The sequence below is a fragment of the Streptomyces canus genome, from assembly GCF_030816965.1.
Taxonomy (GTDB): Bacteria; Actinomycetota; Actinomycetes; order Streptomycetales; family Streptomycetaceae; genus Streptomyces; species Streptomyces canus_E.
In genome coordinates this window covers 5,355,020-5,374,276 of record NZ_JAUSYQ010000002.1, presented here as the reverse complement: position 1 = coordinate 5,374,276, position 19,257 = coordinate 5,355,020, and the positions used below count along the sequence as shown (strand labels likewise).

18 protein-coding genes and 1 pseudogene are annotated in these 19,257 nt (G+C 68.7%); 8 read left to right on the top strand and 11 right to left on the bottom strand.

The window, feature by feature from the left end; all coding sequences use genetic code 11:
- Positions 1–257: 257 nt before the first annotated feature.
- Positions 258–830 (bottom strand): annotated as a pseudogene (locus QF027_RS25760) (hypothetical protein); the annotation flags it as partial.
- Between the two features lie 313 nt (positions 831–1,143).
- On the opposite strand from QF027_RS25760, the gene QF027_RS25755 reads away from it, so the two are divergent.
- From QF027_RS25755 to QF027_RS25745, 3 genes are read left to right on the top strand one after another with little or no spacing between them, the layout of a single operon-like run.
- On the top strand, positions 1,144–1,848 hold the full coding sequence (locus tag QF027_RS25755) for a hypothetical protein (protein ID WP_307077326.1): 705 nt from the start codon (positions 1,144–1,146) through the stop codon (positions 1,846–1,848).
- A 54-nt stretch (positions 1,849–1,902) separates the two neighbouring features.
- Positions 1,903–2,268 carry a phage holin family protein gene (locus tag QF027_RS25750; RefSeq protein ID WP_306978628.1) on the top strand — a complete coding sequence of 122 codons (366 nt, stop codon included), beginning with the start codon at positions 1,903–1,905 and terminating at the stop codon, positions 2,266–2,268.
- Positions 2,244–2,954: a DUF3618 domain-containing protein gene (locus tag QF027_RS25745; RefSeq protein WP_307077325.1), complete on the top strand. Its 711-nt coding sequence runs from the start codon at positions 2,244–2,246 to the stop codon at positions 2,952–2,954. The genes QF027_RS25750 and QF027_RS25745 overlap by 25 nt, the downstream gene beginning before the upstream one ends.
- A 60-nt stretch (positions 2,955–3,014) precedes the next feature.
- Here the strand turns inward: QF027_RS25745 and QF027_RS25740 are convergent, their stop codons facing one another.
- The 3 genes from QF027_RS25740 to QF027_RS25730 form a co-directional block, all read right to left on the bottom strand.
- Complete coding sequence (locus QF027_RS25740; RefSeq protein ID WP_307077323.1) at positions 3,015–3,707, bottom strand: TetR/AcrR family transcriptional regulator; 693 nt, start codon at positions 3,705–3,707, stop codon at positions 3,015–3,017.
- Between the two features lie 40 nt (positions 3,708–3,747).
- Positions 3,748–4,509, bottom strand: coding sequence for an SDR family oxidoreductase (locus QF027_RS25735; protein ID WP_306978631.1), 762 nt, complete (start codon positions 4,507–4,509; stop codon positions 3,748–3,750).
- A 71-nt stretch (positions 4,510–4,580) separates the two neighbouring features.
- Positions 4,581–4,703 (bottom strand): hypothetical protein, encoded by a 123-nt coding sequence (locus tag QF027_RS25730; protein WP_307077321.1) that lies wholly within the window; start codon positions 4,701–4,703, stop codon positions 4,581–4,583.
- 147 nt (positions 4,704–4,850) lie between these two features.
- Between QF027_RS25730 and QF027_RS25725 the strand changes: the two genes are divergently transcribed.
- Positions 4,851–5,696 carry a helix-turn-helix domain-containing protein gene (locus QF027_RS25725; protein WP_306978632.1) on the top strand — a complete coding sequence of 282 codons (846 nt, stop codon included), beginning with the start codon at positions 4,851–4,853 and terminating at the stop codon, positions 5,694–5,696.
- A 26-nt stretch (positions 5,697–5,722) separates the two neighbouring features.
- On the opposite strand, the gene QF027_RS49665 is transcribed toward QF027_RS25725, so the two are convergent.
- From QF027_RS49665 to QF027_RS25705, 5 genes are all read right to left on the bottom strand, one after another.
- Complete coding sequence (locus QF027_RS49665) at positions 5,723–5,884, bottom strand: cyclophilin-like fold protein (RefSeq protein WP_373432507.1); 162 nt, start codon at positions 5,882–5,884, stop codon at positions 5,723–5,725.
- Positions 5,885–5,928: 44 nt separating this feature from the next.
- A complete protein-coding gene (locus QF027_RS25720; RefSeq protein ID WP_307077319.1) occupies positions 5,929–7,365 on the bottom strand; it encodes a carboxylesterase family protein in 1,437 nt (478 codons plus the stop codon).
- 639 nt (positions 7,366–8,004) lie between these two features.
- Complete coding sequence (locus QF027_RS25715; protein ID WP_307077317.1) at positions 8,005–9,072, bottom strand: HTTM domain-containing protein; 1,068 nt, start codon at positions 9,070–9,072, stop codon at positions 8,005–8,007.
- Positions 9,062–9,772 carry a DUF5819 family protein gene (locus tag QF027_RS25710; protein ID WP_307077315.1) on the bottom strand — a complete coding sequence of 237 codons (711 nt, stop codon included), beginning with the start codon at positions 9,770–9,772 and terminating at the stop codon, positions 9,062–9,064. The genes QF027_RS25715 and QF027_RS25710 overlap by 11 nt, the downstream gene beginning before the upstream one ends.
- An 86-nt stretch (positions 9,773–9,858) precedes the next feature.
- The gene (locus QF027_RS25705; RefSeq protein WP_307077313.1) at positions 9,859–11,187 is read right to left on the bottom strand and encodes an ice-binding family protein; all 1,329 of its coding nucleotides are present in this window, start codon (positions 11,185–11,187) and stop codon (positions 9,859–9,861) included.
- Positions 11,188–12,144: 957 nt separating this feature from the next.
- Here QF027_RS25705 and QF027_RS25700 point away from each other — a divergent pair.
- Entirely contained in the window at positions 12,145–12,981 is an 837-nt protein-coding gene (locus tag QF027_RS25700; RefSeq protein WP_306978638.1) for a class II glutamine amidotransferase, read from the top strand.
- Positions 12,982–12,993: 12 nt separating this feature from the next.
- On the opposite strand, the gene QF027_RS25695 is transcribed toward QF027_RS25700, so the two are convergent.
- Positions 12,994–13,377: an amphi-Trp domain-containing protein gene (locus QF027_RS25695; protein WP_307077311.1), complete on the bottom strand. Its 384-nt coding sequence runs from the start codon at positions 13,375–13,377 to the stop codon at positions 12,994–12,996.
- A gap of 506 nt (positions 13,378–13,883) precedes the next feature.
- Between QF027_RS25695 and QF027_RS25690 the strand changes: the two genes are divergently transcribed.
- The gene (locus tag QF027_RS25690; RefSeq protein WP_307077309.1) at positions 13,884–14,354 is read left to right on the top strand and encodes an SHOCT domain-containing protein; all 471 of its coding nucleotides are present in this window, start codon (positions 13,884–13,886) and stop codon (positions 14,352–14,354) included.
- Positions 14,355–14,384: 30 nt separating this feature from the next.
- Positions 14,385–14,876 (top strand): DUF7144 family membrane protein, encoded by a 492-nt coding sequence (locus QF027_RS25685; protein ID WP_307077307.1) that lies wholly within the window; start codon positions 14,385–14,387, stop codon positions 14,874–14,876.
- A gap of 11 nt (positions 14,877–14,887) precedes the next feature.
- Here QF027_RS25685 and QF027_RS25680 read toward each other — a convergent pair whose 3' ends face one another.
- Positions 14,888–16,225, bottom strand: a complete 1,338-nt coding sequence (locus QF027_RS25680) for a hypothetical protein (protein WP_307077305.1) — start codon at positions 16,223–16,225, stop codon at positions 14,888–14,890.
- A 365-nt stretch (positions 16,226–16,590) separates the two neighbouring features.
- Here QF027_RS25680 and QF027_RS25675 point away from each other — a divergent pair, with 365 nt between their 5' ends.
- Positions 16,591–19,251, top strand: coding sequence for an RICIN domain-containing protein (locus QF027_RS25675; protein ID WP_307077304.1), 2,661 nt, complete (start codon positions 16,591–16,593; stop codon positions 19,249–19,251).
- The last annotated feature ends 6 nt before the right edge of the window (positions 19,252–19,257 follow it).

Sequence of the window (19,257 nt, the reverse complement as noted above, 5' to 3'; positions counted from 1 at the left end):
CGGGAGAGGGCCTGCGCGATGGCGATGTTGCGCCAGGAAGACGCGCGGGATCGCCAGGGCGACGTCGAACGTGTTCATGAGCACATAGGAGCTGTGCCGCACCTCATGGTCGGCCGTGGTCACGCCGACGACAGACAGGGCGAGCGCGGTAAGGGAGACGCCCAGCCGGCCGACACCGACGCCGATGTGCAGCGTCAGCCACACCTTGCGCGACATCCGGCCGAGCTGCCGGAAACGCGGCTTCAGCCCGACCGTGATCACCGTCGACAGCAGCATGCCGAGCCACGGCATCTGGTGGGCGAGCAGGAACAAAAACCGCGCGGGCGAAGAGCAGGTGGAAGACGATCAGGAGCCGCCGGGCACGGGCGGCGCTCGCGTGCCAGATTCGTGCCGGCCCGTTGATCGTCGGGATCCATGGTCTTCGGTTCTGGCACGGCCGCAGCTTCCTGCGCTTGCGCCGCCTTCTCAGAAGACTGCCCGGCCCGGACCGTGTCCTTCAGCGTGGCACCGGAGGGCGGGACAGTGTGTGCCCAGTGTGCCGGAGATCGTAGAACCGGAGGCCCTCGGGCATGCCGACGATCTCACCCACCTCTCGCCACTTCCGCCCGAAGGTGCTACGCCGGAGGGAGCACCCTTCTCACCGACGAAGAGCGACCCATCGGAGCCCGGCTCGGCGTAGCTCTCCAGGTGCCAGCGGAGCTCGCGGCGGAGGAAGGCGGGAAGAATCACCGTCCGGTGCCGGCCTCGGACTTGGTGTCTCCTTGGACGCGTCGCCGGTTCATCCGCTCCGGCTCGGCGAGACGGACCCGAACGCGCAGGTTGTCGGCATCTCGCGGTACGGCCGTCGTCCGCGTCACCTTGACGTCGAGCACGCCGGTGCAGGTGTCGTTGACGACGTTGCCCATGAGCATGTCGACGGACTGTGCGCTACTCGGCCGGCGGGGACCAGGGGCATCAGGCCGACCCCGTCGTGGAGGCGGTCGGGACGACCTCCCACTCGCTCTCGAGGAACGGTTCGACAGGACCACGTAGTGGGCCTTTTCGCGGTAATTTTCGCGTATATGTGTGAATGCCCCCAAAACAGTCACTCGCCAATAAACCCAACTTGCCGACGCTTGAGCGTGTGTCGAGGAGGAGTGGCTGATGAGTGAGGCGATACAAGGCAACGCGGCGAGGTTGCAGCAGACCGGCGAGACGGCCAGAGCGGAGATGTCGGTCACGGCCGGTCAGGCGAAGCAGGCCGCGGGCGAGGTCGCGGGTACCGCCGCCGATCAGGCCAAGGCCGTGGCGGGGGAGGCGCGGCAGCAGGCCGGCCTGGTCGTCCAGGACCTGCGGAGTCGCGCGAGAGACGAGGTCGAGGACCAGACCAGGCGGGTGGCCGGGGCGCTGCGCCACTGGGCGGACGACTTGGCGGGACTGGCGGAGAACGCCCAGAGCGACTCCCCCGCCCGTAGCCTCGCGGCCCAGGCGGCCGACGGCGGGCACCGGGCGGCCGAATACGTGGAGAAGCAGGGAGTCGAGGGCGTTCTCTCCGATGTGCAGGGCTTCGCCCGCCGTCGCCCCGGAGCGTTCCTGGGTGGCGCGCTACTGGCAGGGCTGGCCGTCGGGCGACTGGTGAAGGTGGCGGCCAAGGCGAACCAGTCTTCTGGAAACGGACAGCAGAGGTCCCCCGGAACCTCGCAGCAGGCGCCGCTGAACGAGCAGGGATCCGCGGCACTCCCGGCCGGTCCTCCGCCGGGCACCGCGCAGGAGCCGCCGCCGGTGGTGCCGCCCGCTCCGCCACAGGTCCCGCCGTCCGTCGGTATGCCCCCGGGCGGTGCTCCGGGTCGTCCGTATCCGGAGGTGTGAGAGATGTCCTCGATCCCGTCCCACTCGGCGGAGTCGCACGGTGGGGACAGCTCGGTGGGTGAACTGCTGTCCGCCGTGACCTCGGACGTCCAGACCCTGTTCCGCCAGGAGGTCGAACTGGCCAAGCACGAGGTCAAGCAGGAGGCGACCAAGGCGGGCAAGGCCGCCGGCATGTACGGCGGCGCCGGATTCGCCGGCTACATGGTGCTCCTGTTCCTGTCATTGGCCGCGGTGTTGGGCCTGGCCAACGTGATGGACGGGGGCTGGGCCGCCCTGATCGTCACCGCGGTGTGGGCCGTGATCGCAGCCGTGCTGTACCAGCGGGGCCGCACACGGATGCGCGCCGTGGCGCCGAAGCCTGAGCAGACTGTCGAAACGATGAAGGAGAATGCGCAATGGGCACGTCATCCGACCAGGTGAGAGCCGAGATCGACGCCACTCGGGACCGGCTGTCCGCGGACGTGGACCGGCTCGCGGACCGTGCCAGCCCTCGACGTGTGGTCCGTCGCCGCACCCGAAGGATGCGGGGCGCTGTCTCGGGCATACGGGAACGGGTCATGGGGTCCGCCTCGGACACCGCCCACGGGGTCAGAAGCAGTGCTCGGTCGGCGGCTGGTTCGGTGCAGGAGAGCACTCAGCAGGCAGCTGGCTCGCTGCAGGAGAGCACCCAGCAGGCGGCCGACACGGCGCGTGAGGCGGCCGGCCAGGCCGGGGAAGCGGTACGGCAGGCGCCCAACCAGGCGATGCGTCAGACCCAGGGCAATCCGCTGGCCGCCGGTCTGATCGCCTTCGGCTTCGGCATGCTGGTTTCCTCGATGCTGCCCGCGTCCCAGGCTGAGCAGGAGAAGGCCACCGACCTGATGCAACGCGGAGGCGAGGCGCTGGAGCCGGCGAAGCAGGCCGCCCTCGACTCCGCGCAAGACCTGATGGAGGGCGCCAAGGAGGCTACGCAGAGCGCGGCGCAGGAGGTGAAGGACACCGCCGCGGAAGGTGCCCGCACCACTCAGGACGAGGCCCGCGACCAGGCCACCCGGGTGACCGACCAGGCACGCGACTCGGGCAGGCAGGTCGCCGACGAGGCTCGGCAACAGCCTGGACCCGCCTGAGCTCCGTGCCTCGGTGGGGCGACGTCGGGGCCCTGGCAGCGTGAACCGGTAGTACGGGGTTCAGGATCCGGCGCGATAGCGGGTGAGCATGAGGGCGACGGCTTCGTCCACGATCGTGGTGTCGGTGGGGTCGGGCGGGACGAAGTCGGTCCGCACGAGTTGAGGCCACAGGAGCTGGCCGCAGATCATGCCGAGGAACTGTTCGGCCACTGCGGATGCCGGCTGTGTCTGTCCGTCGGCCGAACGGAAGTCGAGTGTGCCGGCCTGTACTTCGGCGTCCAGGTAGTCGCGGAGCCGGTCGAAGAAGGGTCCGCGGTCGATGGCGAAGCCGGTGCCGACGATGTCGGCGAGTTCCGGCATCTGGGGAAGTTCGGTGATGATGAGGCGGCACAGGGCCGCCGTGCCGGGCCGGGAGACCAGGCAGGCGTAGTCGCGGCCGATGTGGTCCAGCCCGTACCGGGGATCACCGGGCGGGGGCGGTTCGGCGTACTGCACGTCCAGCTGCCACTGCTCGGAGGCGACGGCCGCGAACAGCGCGGCCTTGGAGGGGTACCGCTTGAAGAGGGTGCCGGTGGAGACGCGGGCCTCCCTGGCGATCTGGGCCAGGGAGGTCTTGTCGTATCCCCGCTCGAGGAAGAGGTCGCGGGCGGCGCGGATGATGCGCGCGCGGTTCTCCGCTTTGATCTGCGCGTGATACCCGGCCTGGCACGTATCGCCGCCGGTTTGCGCTCGGTCACGGTCCGCCACCGACATATCCACGCCCCTCGTCCGTCTCCCAGCCGCGTCCTCGCTGTCAGAGGACGGTCTGGCCGCCGTCCAGGATAAGGTCCAGGCCCACAGCGAAGGCGGAGACATCGGAGGCCAGGTACACGACGGCTTCCGCGACCTCCTCGGGCATACCCATGCGACCCAGCGGGATGCCGGAGCTGATCGCCTCCACAACCGCCGTCTGGTGCGCGGGGTCCTCGATCCCGAGCTTGGAGGCTGAGTACAGCGGGGTGTCCACCGGGCCGGGACTGACCGCGTTGAACCGGATGCCGTGCGATCTGAGCAGGTCCGCGTTCCACGACCGCATCAGGGAGCCGACAGCCGCCTTCGTCGCGGCGTAGGCGTTCGACTGGCCATAGCCGCCGTGCGCACTGTTGGACGCGTTGAGGATGACCGAGGACGGGTTGGCCAGCACGGGCACCAGGGCCTGCGTGAGAAAGAAGACGCTCTTGACGTTGATGTCGAAGAGCCGGTCGAAACTGTCCTCCGTGTGGTCCTCGAACGGCCGCCAGTCCGAGACGCCGGCGTTCAGGAACACCACGTCCAGCTCCCCGAAGTGCTCACGCACCCGCTCCGCCAGGCCGCGCTGCGCATCGAGATCGCGGGCATCGGCCTGCACCACCGGCACCTTGTCCCCGAGGATCTGTCGCGCCCTGTCGATGCTGGCCGGGGTGACGCCGGTGACCAGCACGTCGGCCCCCTCCGCGACAAAACGCCGCGCGGTCTCCAGACCGATCCCACTTGTGCCGCCGGTGATGAGGGCGCGCTTGCCCGCCAGACGATTCATGGTGATTGTTCCTTGCCGAGTCGAAGGTAAGTCAATGGACTCACCTCGTGAAGGTAACTCCCGCGCCACCCTTAAGGCAAGTCGATCCACTTACCATCGGGGGCCTGGAGCGGTTCGGCCACGCCGGAGAAGGTGGCCGGCATCGGCTCGAAGGCCATGTCGCTGCCGTCGGCGAGGAGCCGGCTGACGGGCACACCTCGGCACCGCCGACCAGAAGGGCGGTAGGCTGCGGACACGTGATGGTCGACAAGCGACACTCCGGGCCGATCAGGCAGGCCGGACCAGCTGCGGTTCCGCTCTACGGTTTCCAGCCCCCGGTCGGTACTCCGTACGGCCTCGAGGTGAGTACCGTCGAGGACTTCTTCGCCGAGCACGACGACTGGCCGTGGAACCCGCCCCGTCCGGGCCGCGCCACCTTCCACTACCTCATCGCGGTCACCGAGGGTGAGCTACGGCACGACGTCGACCACGTCACGTGGACCGTCGCCCCCGGTCAGTGGCTGTGGGTGCGTCCCGGGCACGTGCAGTGCTGGCATCCGCCCGGCGCGGCCCGCGGCCCGTTCATCCTGTTCGAACCGGACGTACTGCGGCCCGACCTCGCCCGTCTCCTGGCCCCGCTCACCGCGCATGAAGCCCCTGCCGTGCTCAGCCCGCACCCCGAAGACACCGCCTGGCTCCGGCAGACGGCACTCCAGCTCCTGGACGAACACCGCGCACTGGGGCGCCGCCCCCTCGACACCCACCACGCCCTGCGGCGCAGCCTGCTCGAATCGCTGCTGCTGCGCCTGGCCAACTCCCCGGGCATCGCCCCCATCGGCACGGCCACGGCCGGCACCGACCGCGCCGACAGGTACGGACGCTTCCTGGACGCCTTGGAGCTGCACTTTCGCGAACTGCACCAAGCCGCGGACTACGCCGAGTTGCTCGGCTGCTCCGTCCGCACCCTCAGCCGTGCCGCCCGGGACGCCACCGGCAAGGGAGTACGTGAACTCATCGACGAGCGGCGCCTCCTCGAAGCCCGGCGCCTGCTGGGAGGCGCCCGGTGGGATGCCCGGGCTGTGGCCGCCCACCTCGGGTTCACCGACCCCGCGAACTTCGGCCGCTTCTTCCGCGACCGCACCGGTCTCACCCCGGCCGCCTTCGCGGCCGACGAGGCCACGACCGCCACCCCTCCTCTCCTTGGTTGACGATCTCGGTGGTTTCCGGCCGGGTATCAGTCGACGGCCTCGATGGTGACGTCGACCGTGCCGTCGTACTTCTTGAAGGCATCGGCCCCCGAGTCGATTTCGCCGTGGATGACGATGCCGGGGACGGGGATGGACTGGCCGTCGTGGTCATAGAAGATGGCGATGTCGGGACCGGGAACCCAGGTGATCAGCCCGTGGTGGCCCTGCGCTGTTCCCTGTCGTCCGACGGCCGTCAGGGGCGGGCGATGTTCTCGAACAGGTCGAGTACCGCCTGGTAGTGGGCGCTGGGCTCGAAGGGAGGGTTGCCGACACTTCCCGAGGTGGGCCGGTCCGTGACGGCGGGCCGCAGGCGGGTCTGCTCGCCGGTGACGAAGTCGAGCACGATGTCGCGGATACGCGTGTCACGGTCGGCCTGTTCGGGACTGCGGCCCGGCTGTTCCTGGCCGACCAGGGCGTACATCTCGGTGCCGTGCACGGCGGGCGCGCCCTCGGCGGGCCCGATCGCGAGAAGATGGGCGTTGCCGCCTGCGGCGGCGTGGGCCAGAGCGCCGCGGGCTGCGGGGAGCGTGAAAATGTAGTCCGCCAGGAGCGCGGCGCGGACCTCGGCAGGGGTGCGGCCGCCCTGGTCGTAGCTGTCGACGATCTTCTTGGCGCGGGAGCGGGGAATGCGCCACCTGGCGACTTCGTCGGTGACGCGGTCGACGGTGTGCGGGTCGAACCGGTCGAGGTCGTTCGCCACCCACCACCCCATCTCGTCGCCGGCCGTGCTCAGGAGTACGTCGATGTCCCGGTGCGAGCCCGAGGCCAGGACGTCCAGGGGGTGGGCGCGCAGCACCCCGCCGGGCTGTTCGGCGTCCAGGACGACGCCGAGGCTCTGGTTGTCCATCCCGCCACGGACTCCGAGATCCGTCGGGCAGACCTTGTGCAGGGCGGCCACCAGGGAGGCCGCGTCGAGATCGATCAGCTTGTCGGGGTTGGCCGCGACACCGAGTTCGGTGACGAACCGCTCCGCGAGCTCCTCGGCCCACCAGGCCGGGACGAGACGCGAGGGCGCGCCGGAGAACCCGGCCAGTCGCCGGTACAGGCCGTCCGCGGAGGCGGCCCCGAGCAGCCCGAGGGCCAAGTAGGCGCCGGCGCTGTGGCCGAAGACGGTGACGTCGTCGGGGTCGCCGCCGAAGGAGGCGATGTTCTGCTTGACCCAGGCAAGCGCGGCGATGACGTCCTGGAGACCCAGGTTGCTGACCTCGGCGAGCCGTCCGCCGTACTGCGAGAGCGAGAGCGCGCCCAGTGCGCCGAGCCGGTAGTTGACCGACACGCTCACCACGCGTCCCGTCGCGGCGAGACCGGCGGCGTTCGAGGTGGTCTGCGTGTTCGCGCCGTACTCGAATCCGCCGCCGTGGATGTACACGGCCACCGGAAGTGCCTTCCCGGCCGGCTGCTCGGGAGCCCACACGTTCAGGTTCAGGCAGTCCTCGCCCATCCCGCTGTCCGCTTCGAGCCAGTCGCCGCTGCCGGGCTGAACAGAGACGACACCCTTGCGGTCATAGGGGCGGTCCGGATCGAAATCCGCGACCACGGGGCGGCGGTACCGCTCGGCGGTGGCGAACGGGATTCCCCACCAGGACCGCACCCCTGGTGCAGTCGGAGCCTTGGGCGCGGTCGCGGTCATGGCGTGAGATTCCTTCCGGGGCGGTTCGGGTGTTTCGCGCGGCGGGTCGGCGGCTGATCGCTCGCGGGACGCTCCCCCCATCATTTCCTGTGACCCCACACATCACCTGACAGACAGCGGTCACCTGATGGTCTCCAGGCGACACATGTCTGCTCCTCCACTTCTTCTCGTGACCCGTCGCCACCGGGCAGGCGAGGGCGACCTGAGGCCTCCACGTCTGCCAGTCCCGGTGTACGAGCTCCGCCAGGAGAGCACCGGGATCGGCCTGGTCGGCCAGGTAGAGATACCGGAGGACGCGGATCACCAGAGAGCGGAACCGCTCCGGCTCGCTGCTCGGGACATCGGCCTCACGCAGATGGCCGAGCAGCGTCCGCACCCCAGGCCCCGCGTTACCGCAGGCCAACGCGGTACTCGGCGAGCAAGCGCCATCACGTACCAGACTGAGAGCGCGAGTTCGATCGTCATCACCCGCTCTTCATGAAGCCCCAGGCCAGCGGTCTGGGGCGAGGGCACGAGTGCCACGCACCCACGACTCACGCTGCGCTTTGCTCGTTGCCGCGGCGAGAGCCGTCCAAGGACCGCCCGGGAATGCCGACCGGCCCTGAGTGCCTGTGCGGCACACACTCGACCACCAGGCCTTCAGTTGCTCGACGGTACGGACTGCGACGGCACGAGTGCCGGCCCTCCGCCCGGCGGAACCCCCGTGCTCCAGGCGTCTGGCCGCCTGCAAGTGCGCCGCCACAGTCGTCCCAGTGATCGGTAGAAGCGGTCCGGCAGGAACACGGCATCCGCGATGATCATCGCGCCGGAGAAGAGGGGCAGTCCCATGAGGACGGCGATGCCCAGGTGCATGCCCAGCAGCATGGTCAGGACCGGGTACTTGAGCCGTCCGAACAGGACGAACGGGAACGCGACCTGCAGCAGCACCGTCAGGTAGCAGGCGATGCTGATCATTACGTCGTGCTCGTCCACCATGAGTGAGAGCTCGGGCCAGGGGCGGAACAGGTCAAGGTTCAGGACGTAGTGGAGGGCGGTGCCGTTGCCCCACGAGCCGCCCTGCACCTTGTACAGACCCGCGGATCCGTAGAGGAAGCAGACCTGGGCCGCGATGACGAACATGCCGCAGTTGTGGAGTACCGCCGTCAACGTCCGACGAAATCGACAGAGTTCCTCTGCGCCCAGAGCCATCGGTGTGCGCGGCGTTGTGCCCGCGGAGGCCCGAAGGGAGGTTCTGCGCGCATCCAGCGACCAGCGTCTGCCGCACGCGGTGAAGACGAGGTACAGGGCCATGAGGAGGATCAGGTTGTCTCCTCCGTCGGTCATGAAGATCGCTCTGGCGTGGAACGAGCCCACCACGACAGCGAACAGCACGGACACCGCTCTGGTCCGCCAGCCCAGCATGAACAGCGCGGACGTGACGAGGGCCAACGCGTAACAGACCTCGAAGTACGCTCGGCTGTCCGAGAGGGTGAGGATGCTGGCCCACCCCGTCTGGTCGAACAGCTGCCTGGCCAGTTCCGGCGTCCACGGTGACCCGGGACCCCAGATCTCGTCGCGGTGCGGAAACTCGCGCAGCAGGAAGACGAGGTAGAGAAGGCCGTATCCGATGCGCAGGACCGCCGCGGCGTGGAGGGAGACCGGCCTCTCGGTGAGAACGGCGAGAAACTCACCGATCCGGTGCGGTGCGCGCGTCTGCTCAGTTTCCATGGGAGGTCACCTTCCACCAGGGCAGATACCGCGTTTCGGCAGGCTTCGGCACGGCGGCGGCCGAGCCTGGGCCACCGACCGCGGCAGGCAGGGCGATGGGCACCGTGATCACCCGCAGCTGCACGGACTCGAAGGTTCCGCCCCCGTGGCCGGTGATGCGATCCGCCGCGATGTTGGTCAGGTACCGCTGGATCATCAGCGCCCGCTGCGAGCGAGGCTGATCGTCACCACCGTGGGTGTCGAGGTACGAACTCCAAGCCCGCCGCAGCGTGTTCTGTGCCGTGTGGCTCGGGAAGGGGTTGTGCTCCACCGCCGAGTTGTCGACGGCGGTCAGGTCGAACCAGCCGCTCACCCGCACACTGCCGTCCGGGGCGGTGTGCATGGTCCTCGCCGAAATCTGCCGGTTGACCGACTCGGGATCCGGCGCGAAGAGCCGCCAGTTCTGCTCGAACAGCGGGAACACCCAGGCATTGACCTGCCGACTGTATTGCCGGGAGAGCGGGTTCGGTGGCGCCACGTGCAAAAACACGAGGAGAACATGGACCAGGGCCGTCGCCAGACACAGGAACACGACAGCACTCGTTCCCGCCTTCTGGAGGATGTGGGAAGGCTTCTCATCCAGTTCTTGGCACTCAGGGAATTCCCGACCCCCGCCCCTCTGCTCTGTTGTCGGCTCAGCGCTGATCCTGGCTTCTCTCATCACTTCTCCTGAGAATTCGCCAACGGCGCGCGACGGAATCGAAAATGATCCGCCGCGCGCCGCTCTTTCTGCTCGCTCAGACAGAGTCAGGCAGACTTCTTGTCGTTGCCTTCATGATCACTGTCATAGCCCTCGTCCTTGCCGGGCTTCCCACCCTGGTGGTGGTCATCCGGCTTCCCACCCTGGTGGTGGTCATCCGGGTTGCCACCCTGGTGGTGGTCATCCGGGTTGCCACTCTGGTGGTGGTCATCGGGCTTACCGCCGGGGCCTTGGTCATCGGGCTTCCCGCCGTGGTCATGGTCATCGGGCTTCCCGCCGTGGTCATGGCCGTTGCCATCGATCGGACCACCGACCGAGCCGCCCGGGGGGGTGCTCGGAGTGCCGCCCGATGTGGTGCCCGCGACGGAACCGTCCAGGACACCACCAATGATTCCGCCCGACGGCAGGACGCCGCCGATGACACCACCCTGGTCGCCACCGGTTCCGCCACCCGTCGGCACGCCACCGGTTCCACCACCCGTCGGCACGCCACCGATAACGCCACCCGTCGGCACGCCACCGATAACGCCACCCGTCGGCACGCCACCGATGACGGCGCCCGTGGTAGCGCCCGTGATGCCGCCTGACGTGGGACCGCCGGTGGTGCCACCGGTGCCGCCGGCCGGACAGCCACTGCGGTTGATCGTATTGCTTTGCAGCGTCACCGCACCGCTGCCGGCCAACGCCCGGCCGCGAATGGTCGCTCCCGTGGTGACGGTGATCGATGTGTCGGCCAGGATGGTGCCCACGAAGGCGGAGTTGGTACCGAGGGTGGCCGAGCTGCCGATCTGCCAGTACACGTTGCACGGCGAGGCACCGTTGACAAGAGACACTTTGCTGCCGGAAGCCGTCGTCAGAGTCGAACCGACCTGGAACACCCATACGGCACTGGAGTCGCCGTGCGCGTCGAGAGTCAGCGTGCCGGTGATACCCGCGGAGCTGGGTGCCTTGTAGACGCCCGGGTTCAGCCTCTTACCACCGAGCTCCACGGGGGCGGGAGCGCTGGGGTACGTAACGTCCGCCGACTGGCCGGCGGCATAGTTGTATGCCTGGATCAGGTCGAGCTTGGCTTGGAGCGCCACAGCGTCCGCGGAGTGCTTCTCCCCGTACACGAGGCCGGGCGGGAATCCGGTGATGGCCGTTTTCGGACTCACCCCGAGATCACCGTAGATCCGCGAGGGGCCGGTGTTGGTGACTGCCGCACCGGCCAGTACCGCGAAGCTTCCCGCCGTGCCCAAGGGAACGGGTCTGGCAAGGGCGTTTGCGCGTGTCGGCGTCAGAGCGAGGACGGCGGCGGCGATCACTACGGCCATCACCGCCGCGAACCACACCGCCATGGGGCGCCGTAGCGGCGCATCAGGAATGTTCAGCGTCATCGAGGGGCCAACTCCTTGTACGGATGAAGTCTTGGCAGATCCCGGTCGCACAGAATCGCCTGTTTCCGGCGTTGGCATATTACTGAGGAGCGTGCCGGTCGATGATTTATGTGAGTGAGTTATCCGGAATCACTGAATGAACCTCGGAATACATAGGAATACTTAATGGGCTGGATGGCTCTGAAAAAATCTGAACTATCGCCAGAGACGGCCATCCGGCACGATCGACGGAACGGGAGACCACCGCCAGAAGATCCGCCGTGCCGCACTGTCCGCAGTATTATTGGCTGTGGGTCGGTTCACTCTCACGTGAACCACCCGGAAGGGCGACTCCGGCGTGTTACGCCGGAGTCGTTGCAGACTGCGCGTCAGGCGCGCGGGTCGGAATGAGAAGGCATCCAGGCAATGGATATCGAGTGGCGCGATCGCCGGGTCATCGATCCGACGGGCCACAACAGCGACGTGCTCAACGCGGTCTACGTGGACACATTGGTCTTCGTCCCCCTCGACGACACCACCCGGGCTTGCAGGGCCCCCTCGCTGGGCCCACGCGATGCGGCGATCGAAGTGAGTCGGCGCCGGCGGATCACGTCGCGGAGCCGTCCGTAAAGGCAGGGCCGGGCATCCGTGTGCAGCCGCGACGGCACTGCTCGGGCCAACCGGGAGTCGAGAAGGACTCATCACCTCCGCCATCGGCCGGCGGGCGACCTTCGCTTCCAGGCCCTGGTGATCGCGTTGATCATCATCCTGAGCCGCCGGATCGAGGACCCCCTCCTGCCAACGGATCCCACGAGCCCGTTCGACACCGCCGGAGCGATGGACCGGCCGGTCCGTGTCCGCATGGCGATGCCCGGCGAGGGGGGCGAAAATGGGATGGGTGGGGTGCAGCAGCCAGATGACCGGCGGACTCATCGGCGGACTCATCGAAGGTGCCGCCAGGAACACAGGTGATCGCTCATGTGCCGATGGCTCGCTTACTCGGGAACACCCCTGCTGCTCGACACCATTCTCTACAGACCGACCCACTCCCTGATCGATCAGAGCCTCCACTCCCGACTGGGAGTCGAGACGACGAACGGCGACGGTTTCGGCGTCGGGTGGTACGCGCAGGAAGACATCAACACCCCAGCCCTGCTCAAGGACATCGGCCCCGCCTGGAACAACCGCAACCTGAGGGAGATCGCGGATCATGTCCGCTCTCCGTTGTTCTTCGCCCACATTCGGGCGTCGACCGGTACGGCCGTGCAGCAGACGAATTGCCACCCGTTCCGGCACGGCCGCTGGATGTGGATGCACAACGGTGCCATCACAGGTTTCCACCTCATGCGTCGCGAGCTGTCCCTGCTCGTCGACCCCGGGCTGTACTCCGACATCGAGGGCACCACGGACTCGGAGATGATGTTCTACCTGGCGGTCACCTTCGGCCTGGATGAGGATCCGCCGGGCGCCGTGGCCCGGATGGTGGGACTGGTGGAACGCAGCGGCCGTGCCCACGGTGTGGAGTTCCCGGTCCAGATGACCATCGCCGTGACGGACGGCGAACGCCTGTGGGCCTTCCGCTACTCGAGCCAGGGCGCTTCCCGGTCGTTGTTCTACAGCACCCGCGTGGACACGCTGAGAGAGCTGCACCCCGACCTGGCGTTCCTGCGGGAAGTGTCCGACGAGACCCGTCTCATCGTGTCCGAGCCCCTCGGTGATCTGCCGGGTGCCTGGAACGAGGTGCCGGAGAGCAGCTACGGCGTCGTACATGCCGGAGCCGACGAGTTGCACCGCTTCGTCCCGGAACCGGCGTGACGCGTCAGCGGATCACGGGCCCTTCGTGCCTTTGCTTCTGCTGGTGCTCGTACCGCTGCGCTCCGACTTTGCGGGCGTGCGCCTGCGCGTGGTGGCTTTCTCCGTGCCTGCTTTCTCCGTGCCTGCTTTATCCGTGCCTGTGTCCGTCCGCGACGGCGCTGTCCGGGTCGGTGCAGTCGGCCACTTGAACTCGATCTCCAGCTCGATCTCCCCCTCACCGATTTCGACCTCCATCTCGCTGCGAAGGTCGTCGGGTATCCGCAGGCTCAGCGTTCCCGGGCCGAGTTCCAGTTCGGCATCCCCGCCTTCCCTCAGCGCGGCCGCGAGTGCCGTGAGCTGGTCAGCCGCCTCAAGGCGGGACAGGGAGCGCTTCTGTTCGAACTTGAGGTCCTTCATGGATGTCTCCGATCCGGATACGGCACGCTCGGCCGGTCGGGCCACCTCCCATCTCGTCCTCTTGGGTTCGCTGCGCATGTCGGGGTGCCCGACAGGCGCGTTCCCGGTGAGCAGTTCGCTGCATAAGGGCTGGTGAACGGCCAGTGGCCCGGTGTGACGCGCGTCGTGGCGGAGAGGCTGGGATGCTGGTGGAGGAAGCGCCGCCCGTGACCTGACCCCGGCAGACAGGGGTGGTGAGCGACCGGGCAGTGCTCGGATCGCTCATCTCGTGTCTCTTCGTGGCGTCCGGCCGCGAGGGTCTGACACCGCGTCCGCCACTCCGGCGCGCGCACCCGGACCGTGCGGTCACCTCCGCGACGGGCACGGGGCAGCCGCCGCCCCCGCCGTACGCGGGCCGAACCCCCGCAAGGTCACCCGCGTCGGGTGAGGCCAACCGGCCCCGGCCGTGCCCACGCTGAGACTGCACGCAACGGCAGCCGGGCGAGCGCCCGGGACGGAGGAGAGACATGAGCACGCAGACGTACCTCGCATACGACTATCCCCTGCTGAGCGTCTTCTGGAGCATGCTCTTGTTCTTCCTGTGGATCATGTGGTTCGTCCTGCTCTTCCGCGTCGTCGTCGACATCTTCCGTGACGACGACATGAGCGGCTGGGCGAAGGCCGGCTGGCTGGCGTTCACCATCCTGCTGCCCTTCCTGGGCGTCTTCGTCTACGTGATCGCACGCGGCAAGAACATGGGCCGCCGGGAAATGTCCCAGGCCCGAGCACAGCAGGAAGCCCTCGACGCCCGCATCAGGGAGGCCGCGGGCACCCAAGGCCGGCCCAGCAGCATCGACGAGCTCGCCAAGCTGTCCGACCTCCGCGCCCGCGGCGACGTCACGGACGAGGAGTTCCGCAGGGCCAAGGAACTGGTCCTGGCCGGCCACGGCCCGGCGGAGCACGCCGGCTCCACCACGCACACCACCAACGGTCGCTGAGCGTACGTACACCACGAATCGAGGCACAAGATGACTGAGACACACACTCAGCAGGCACACACCGCGAAGCAGGAATGGGCAACGGGCCTGACCGCCTTCGGTGCCGTGATGCTCTTCCTCGTCGGTCTGCTCGACATCTTCCGGGGCATCATGGCCATCGCCGAGGACGACATCTTCGTCACGACGCGCAACTACGCGTTCGAGTTCGACCTGACCGGCTGGGGCTGGATCCACCTCGCGCTGGGCGCGGTCGCCGTGCTCGTCAGCATCGGGCTGCTCCGGACCTCGACGTGGGCGCGCATCCTCGGCGTGGCCATCGCCGGGCTCGTCATCATCGCCAACTTCCTCTCCCTGCCGTACTACCCGGTGTGGTCGGTCGTGATGATCGCGATCTCGGGCTTCATCATCTGGGCCCTGTGCGTGGTCCAGCGCGACAACCTCTTCGCCGCGTCCGACCAGCGTCCGATGTCCGAGGAGCGTCAGTCGCACCGGATGTCGTCTCCGCCGCACGGGCCCGCATGAGCCCAGCGGTCTCAGGAAGCCGCGGTGGTCCGGGACCCGGTGGCGGCCGGGGCGGAGCCGGTGTCCAGGAACTCACGGATCGCGAAGCCCACCAGCACGACGACCGTGGTCCACACCACGACCATCGTGGTCGGGTAGGTCCAGGTGAACAGGACGATCGCGGCGACCACCAGGATCGCGCCCCCGATCCAGCGCTTGAAGCGGTGCACGAACCGCCCGACCGCCCCCAGCCGAAGCCCTCCGGAGACCGCCACGTCGCGCAGGGCGCCGATACTCCCGCGGCAGCCGATGCGGACGAGGACGGCGATCCGGGACGGGCCACTGAGGAAAGCGCCGACGGCGACGATGAGGGCGACGGCACCGAGCGCCCGTACACCGGCGCGCAGGAACTTGATCAGCGCGTCGTACACCGCTCCGGCGGCGGCCGGGGACGCGCCGGAGGGCAGATGGTCGAGGTAGACGTCCCGGAAGACGGTGAGGGTGATGCCGAGGACCAGCATGGCCACGAACACCGCCGACCCGGCCCCGATCAGCGCGTGCCGGCGGTTGAACGCGGTGTACACCCCCGCCGCGGCCACCAGCAGGGCGATGAGGGGCAGCCAGCTGCCCATGATCTCCAGGACCCGCATATAGGTCCTGATCTTGCCGATGTCCTTCGACTGGACCACCACGAAGTCCGTGTGGACGTCCGGGATCTTCGCGGCGACTCCGAGACCTGCGCCGACCAAGCGCTCCTTGACCTGGGCCACGATCGGTGCCACGTCGATGGCCACCTCGTCGTTCTTCAGCGAGACCGCGCCGCCGCTCTCGCCCGTCAGGGCCTTGTCGACGGACGAGTGCACCCTGCGGTTGGCCTCCACCCAGACCGTCTCGAAGGCACTGCTGCTGACCACCCGCTCCACGATGCCGCTGACCAGCTGCTTCAGACCGCTCGTGATCGGCCCGTCCAGGTCGCCGACCAGCTGGGCCGCCTTCGGCGGCACGCCCTTCTCCGACACGGCGTCCTGCAACTGTTTGACCAACGCGTCCACGTCGATCTGTGCCAGCACCACGTCGGTGACCCGGTTGGTGACGGCCTTCTGCACATCCTGATCGGAGGCCAGCGGTCCCACCGTGGCGACGTAGCGGTCGGTGTCCCGCACAATGCTGTTCGCCCAGACCGCGATGACGGACAGCAGCGACAGCAGGGCCGCGAAGAGGATCAGCAGGACGGAGCCCGTGGACCGGACATAGTGATGCCGTGCCGCCCGCGGGTGCGCCGCACTCTCCAGGGCGCCCACGCGGTGCCGCAGTTCATCCAGTTCGCTGCGTTCCCCGTTTGAGAGCGGCTCGTCGCCTGTGTGGGCCATGGACACCAGAAGATCCATGCGACGCAGAACGCGCGACCCGTGTGCGCCCTACGAGTGAACCGCGCACGCCGTGCGGCCGCCCCGGAGCGGACGGCTCGGCAGGAGGCGCCGACTGCGGCGCCGGCTCCCGGTACCCCTGCTGGGCCGCAACCGAGTTGAGCCGTCGTCGTGCGCAACCGGGTTCCCGATCGAGCTCAGGACCGCGTGCCCACGCCCGGCTCGGCGTCCTTACGAGGTGGCCGGTAAAAAGTTTCCGGCTCAAAGCAACCCTTTGTGTCGCCTGTGACCACAAGGAGTCGGATCCGGCCGTTACGGATCTTGGATCCGCCTTCTCTGGTGACCGGTACGCAAGGAGAGCACGTCCCATGAACAACCCCCCGAACGGCGGGCGCCGCGGGCGTCACCGCCGTCGCTGGACCGCGACCGGTCTTCTGCTCGGTGTGCCCGCCATCGTCGTGCCGTACTTCCTGTTCACGCAGGAGGACTCGCAGGCCGCGACGGTCGACGGCGACGCCTATTACCGGCTGGCCTCCGTGCGCAGCGGCAAGGTGCTGGACGTCAACAGCTTCTCCACCGCCGACGGCACCCGTATCCAGCAGTGGACCGACCAGAACACCGCCAACCAGCAGTGGAGGCTGAGGCCCACCGGGGACGGCTACTACGAGCTGGTGAACCGCAACAGCGGCAAGGTGCTGGGCATAGCGGGCGACTCGACCGCCGGGAAGGCGGCCGCCGAGCAGCAGACCGACAGCTCCTCCACCTCCCAGCAGTGGCGGATCGACGAGGTGAGCGGTTCCGACGCCGTCACCTTCACCTCCCGCAGAAGCGGCCTGGTCCTGGACGTCTCCGGAGGCTCCACGGCCCAGGGTGCGGCGGTCGTGCAGTATCCCGAGAGACACAGCACCAACCAGCAGTGGAAGCTGGTGAAAACGGCCCAGCCCCAGGCGGCGGGGGCCGGCGGTGCGCGAACCACGGCCGCGACCGGGCCGTACGTGTGGAACAACGCCCAGGTGGTGGGCGGCGGTTACGTCACCGGTCTGGTGTTCAACCCGGTCGAGAAGGGTCTGCTGTACGCGCGCACCGACATGGGCGGCGCCTACCGCTGGGACACCGCGGCCGAGCAGTGGATCCCGCTGACCGACCGGTTCGGTGAGAAGGACTGGAACCTGCTGGGCATCGATTCGCTGGCCACCGACCCCGTCGCCCCCGACCGGCTCTACGTCGCGGCGGGCACCTACACCAACAGTTGGGCGGGCAACGGTGCGATCCTGCGCTCCACGGACCGGGGCCGCACCTTCCAGCGCACCGATCTGCCCTTCAAGCTGGGCTCCAACGAGGACGGCCGCGGGGCGGGCGAACGGCTCGCGATCGACCCGGGGAACCACGGCACCCTGCTGCTGGGCACCCGCAAGAACGGCCTGTGGCGCAGCACCGACAGCGGCGTGACATGGGGTCAGGTCGCCTCGTTCCCCGTCAAGGACGGGGCGGGCAGCGGCGCGGGCATCTCCTTCGTGACGTACGGCCCGGCCGGAAGCAGGACGGTCTACGTCGGCGTCGCCGACAAGTCCCACCCGCTCTACCGCTCCACCGACGGGGGCAGCACCTGGCAGGCCGTCTCCGGGCAGCCCACTGGCCAGTTGCCGCAGCACGGCGTGCTCTCCGGTGACGGCTCGCTGTTCCTGACGTACACCGACGCCCTCGGGCCCAACGGCGTGACCGCGGGCTCGGTGTGGAAGTACACGCCGGCCGGCGGGGGCGGGACGTGGAAGAACGTCTCCCCGTCCACGGGCAGCTACGGATTCTCCGGTCTGGCCGTCGACCCGCAGAAGCCGTCCACGGTGATGGTCACCACCCTCGACCGCTGGTGGCCCGAGGACGAGCTCTACCGGAGCACCGACGGCGGTACGACCTGGAAGGCGCTGGCCGCCAAGTCGGTGCGGGATGCCTCCGCCGCTCCTTACGTCGGTACCGGCATCGGGCACTGGATGACCGCCCTGACCATCGATCCCTTCGACTCCGGGCACGTGCTGTACGGCACCGGCAGCGGCATCTGGGGCAGCAAGGACGTCACCGCCACCGACAGCGGCGGCACCAGTCACTGGACGGTGGGGGCCCGAGGACTGGAGGAGACCGCGCTTTCGGACGTGATCGCCCCACCCGGTGGCGCCACCGCCATCACCGCCATGGGTGACCTGGGCGGTTTCCGGTACGGCAGCTCCCTGACCAAGGTGCCCGCCGGGCGGCTCGACAGCCCGAAGATGACCACCAGCACCGACATCGATTTCGCCCAGTCCAACCCCTCGGTGATGGTCCGCGTCGGCCGTGGCGGCGCACAGGACGGCGCCTACTCCACCGACGGCGGCAGCAGCTGGAGCGGCTTCAGGTCGGAGCCGGTGGGCAGCGCCGACAGCGGCCGGGTCGCGCTCTCGGCGGACGGCTCCGTCATCGTCTGGACCGAGGCCGGTCAGGCCCCGTACCGCTCGACCGACAAGGGGGCGAGCTGGTCGAAGGCCGGCGGCCTGGGCAGCGGCGCCGTGGTTGTCGCCGACCGCTCATCGGCCAGGACCTTCTACTCACTGGCCGACGGCAAGCTCTACGCCAGCACCGACGGCGGCGCGACCTTCACCGCCCGCGCCACCGGCCTGCCCGTCGGCCGGCTCACGGCCGTCCCCGGCATCGCCGGGGACCTGTGGATCTCCGGCGGCGACAAGGGGCTGCTGCACTCCACCGACGGCGGCCGGACCTTCACCGCGCTCACCACGGTGCGGTCCGCCTCCGCTCTCGGCTTCGGCAAGGCCGCGCCGGGCGCCTCCTACCAGGCCCTGTACCTGATCGGTACGGTCAAGGACGTCACCGGAGTCTTCCGCTCCACCGACAAGGGCGCCACCTGGCTCCGCATCAACGACGACGCCCACCAGTGGGGCAGCATCGGCGCTGTCGGCGTCGTCACCGGCGACCCCGACACCTTCGGGCGCGTCTACGTCGGCACCAACGGACGCGGCCTCCAGTACGGCGACGCGTCCTGACCCAAC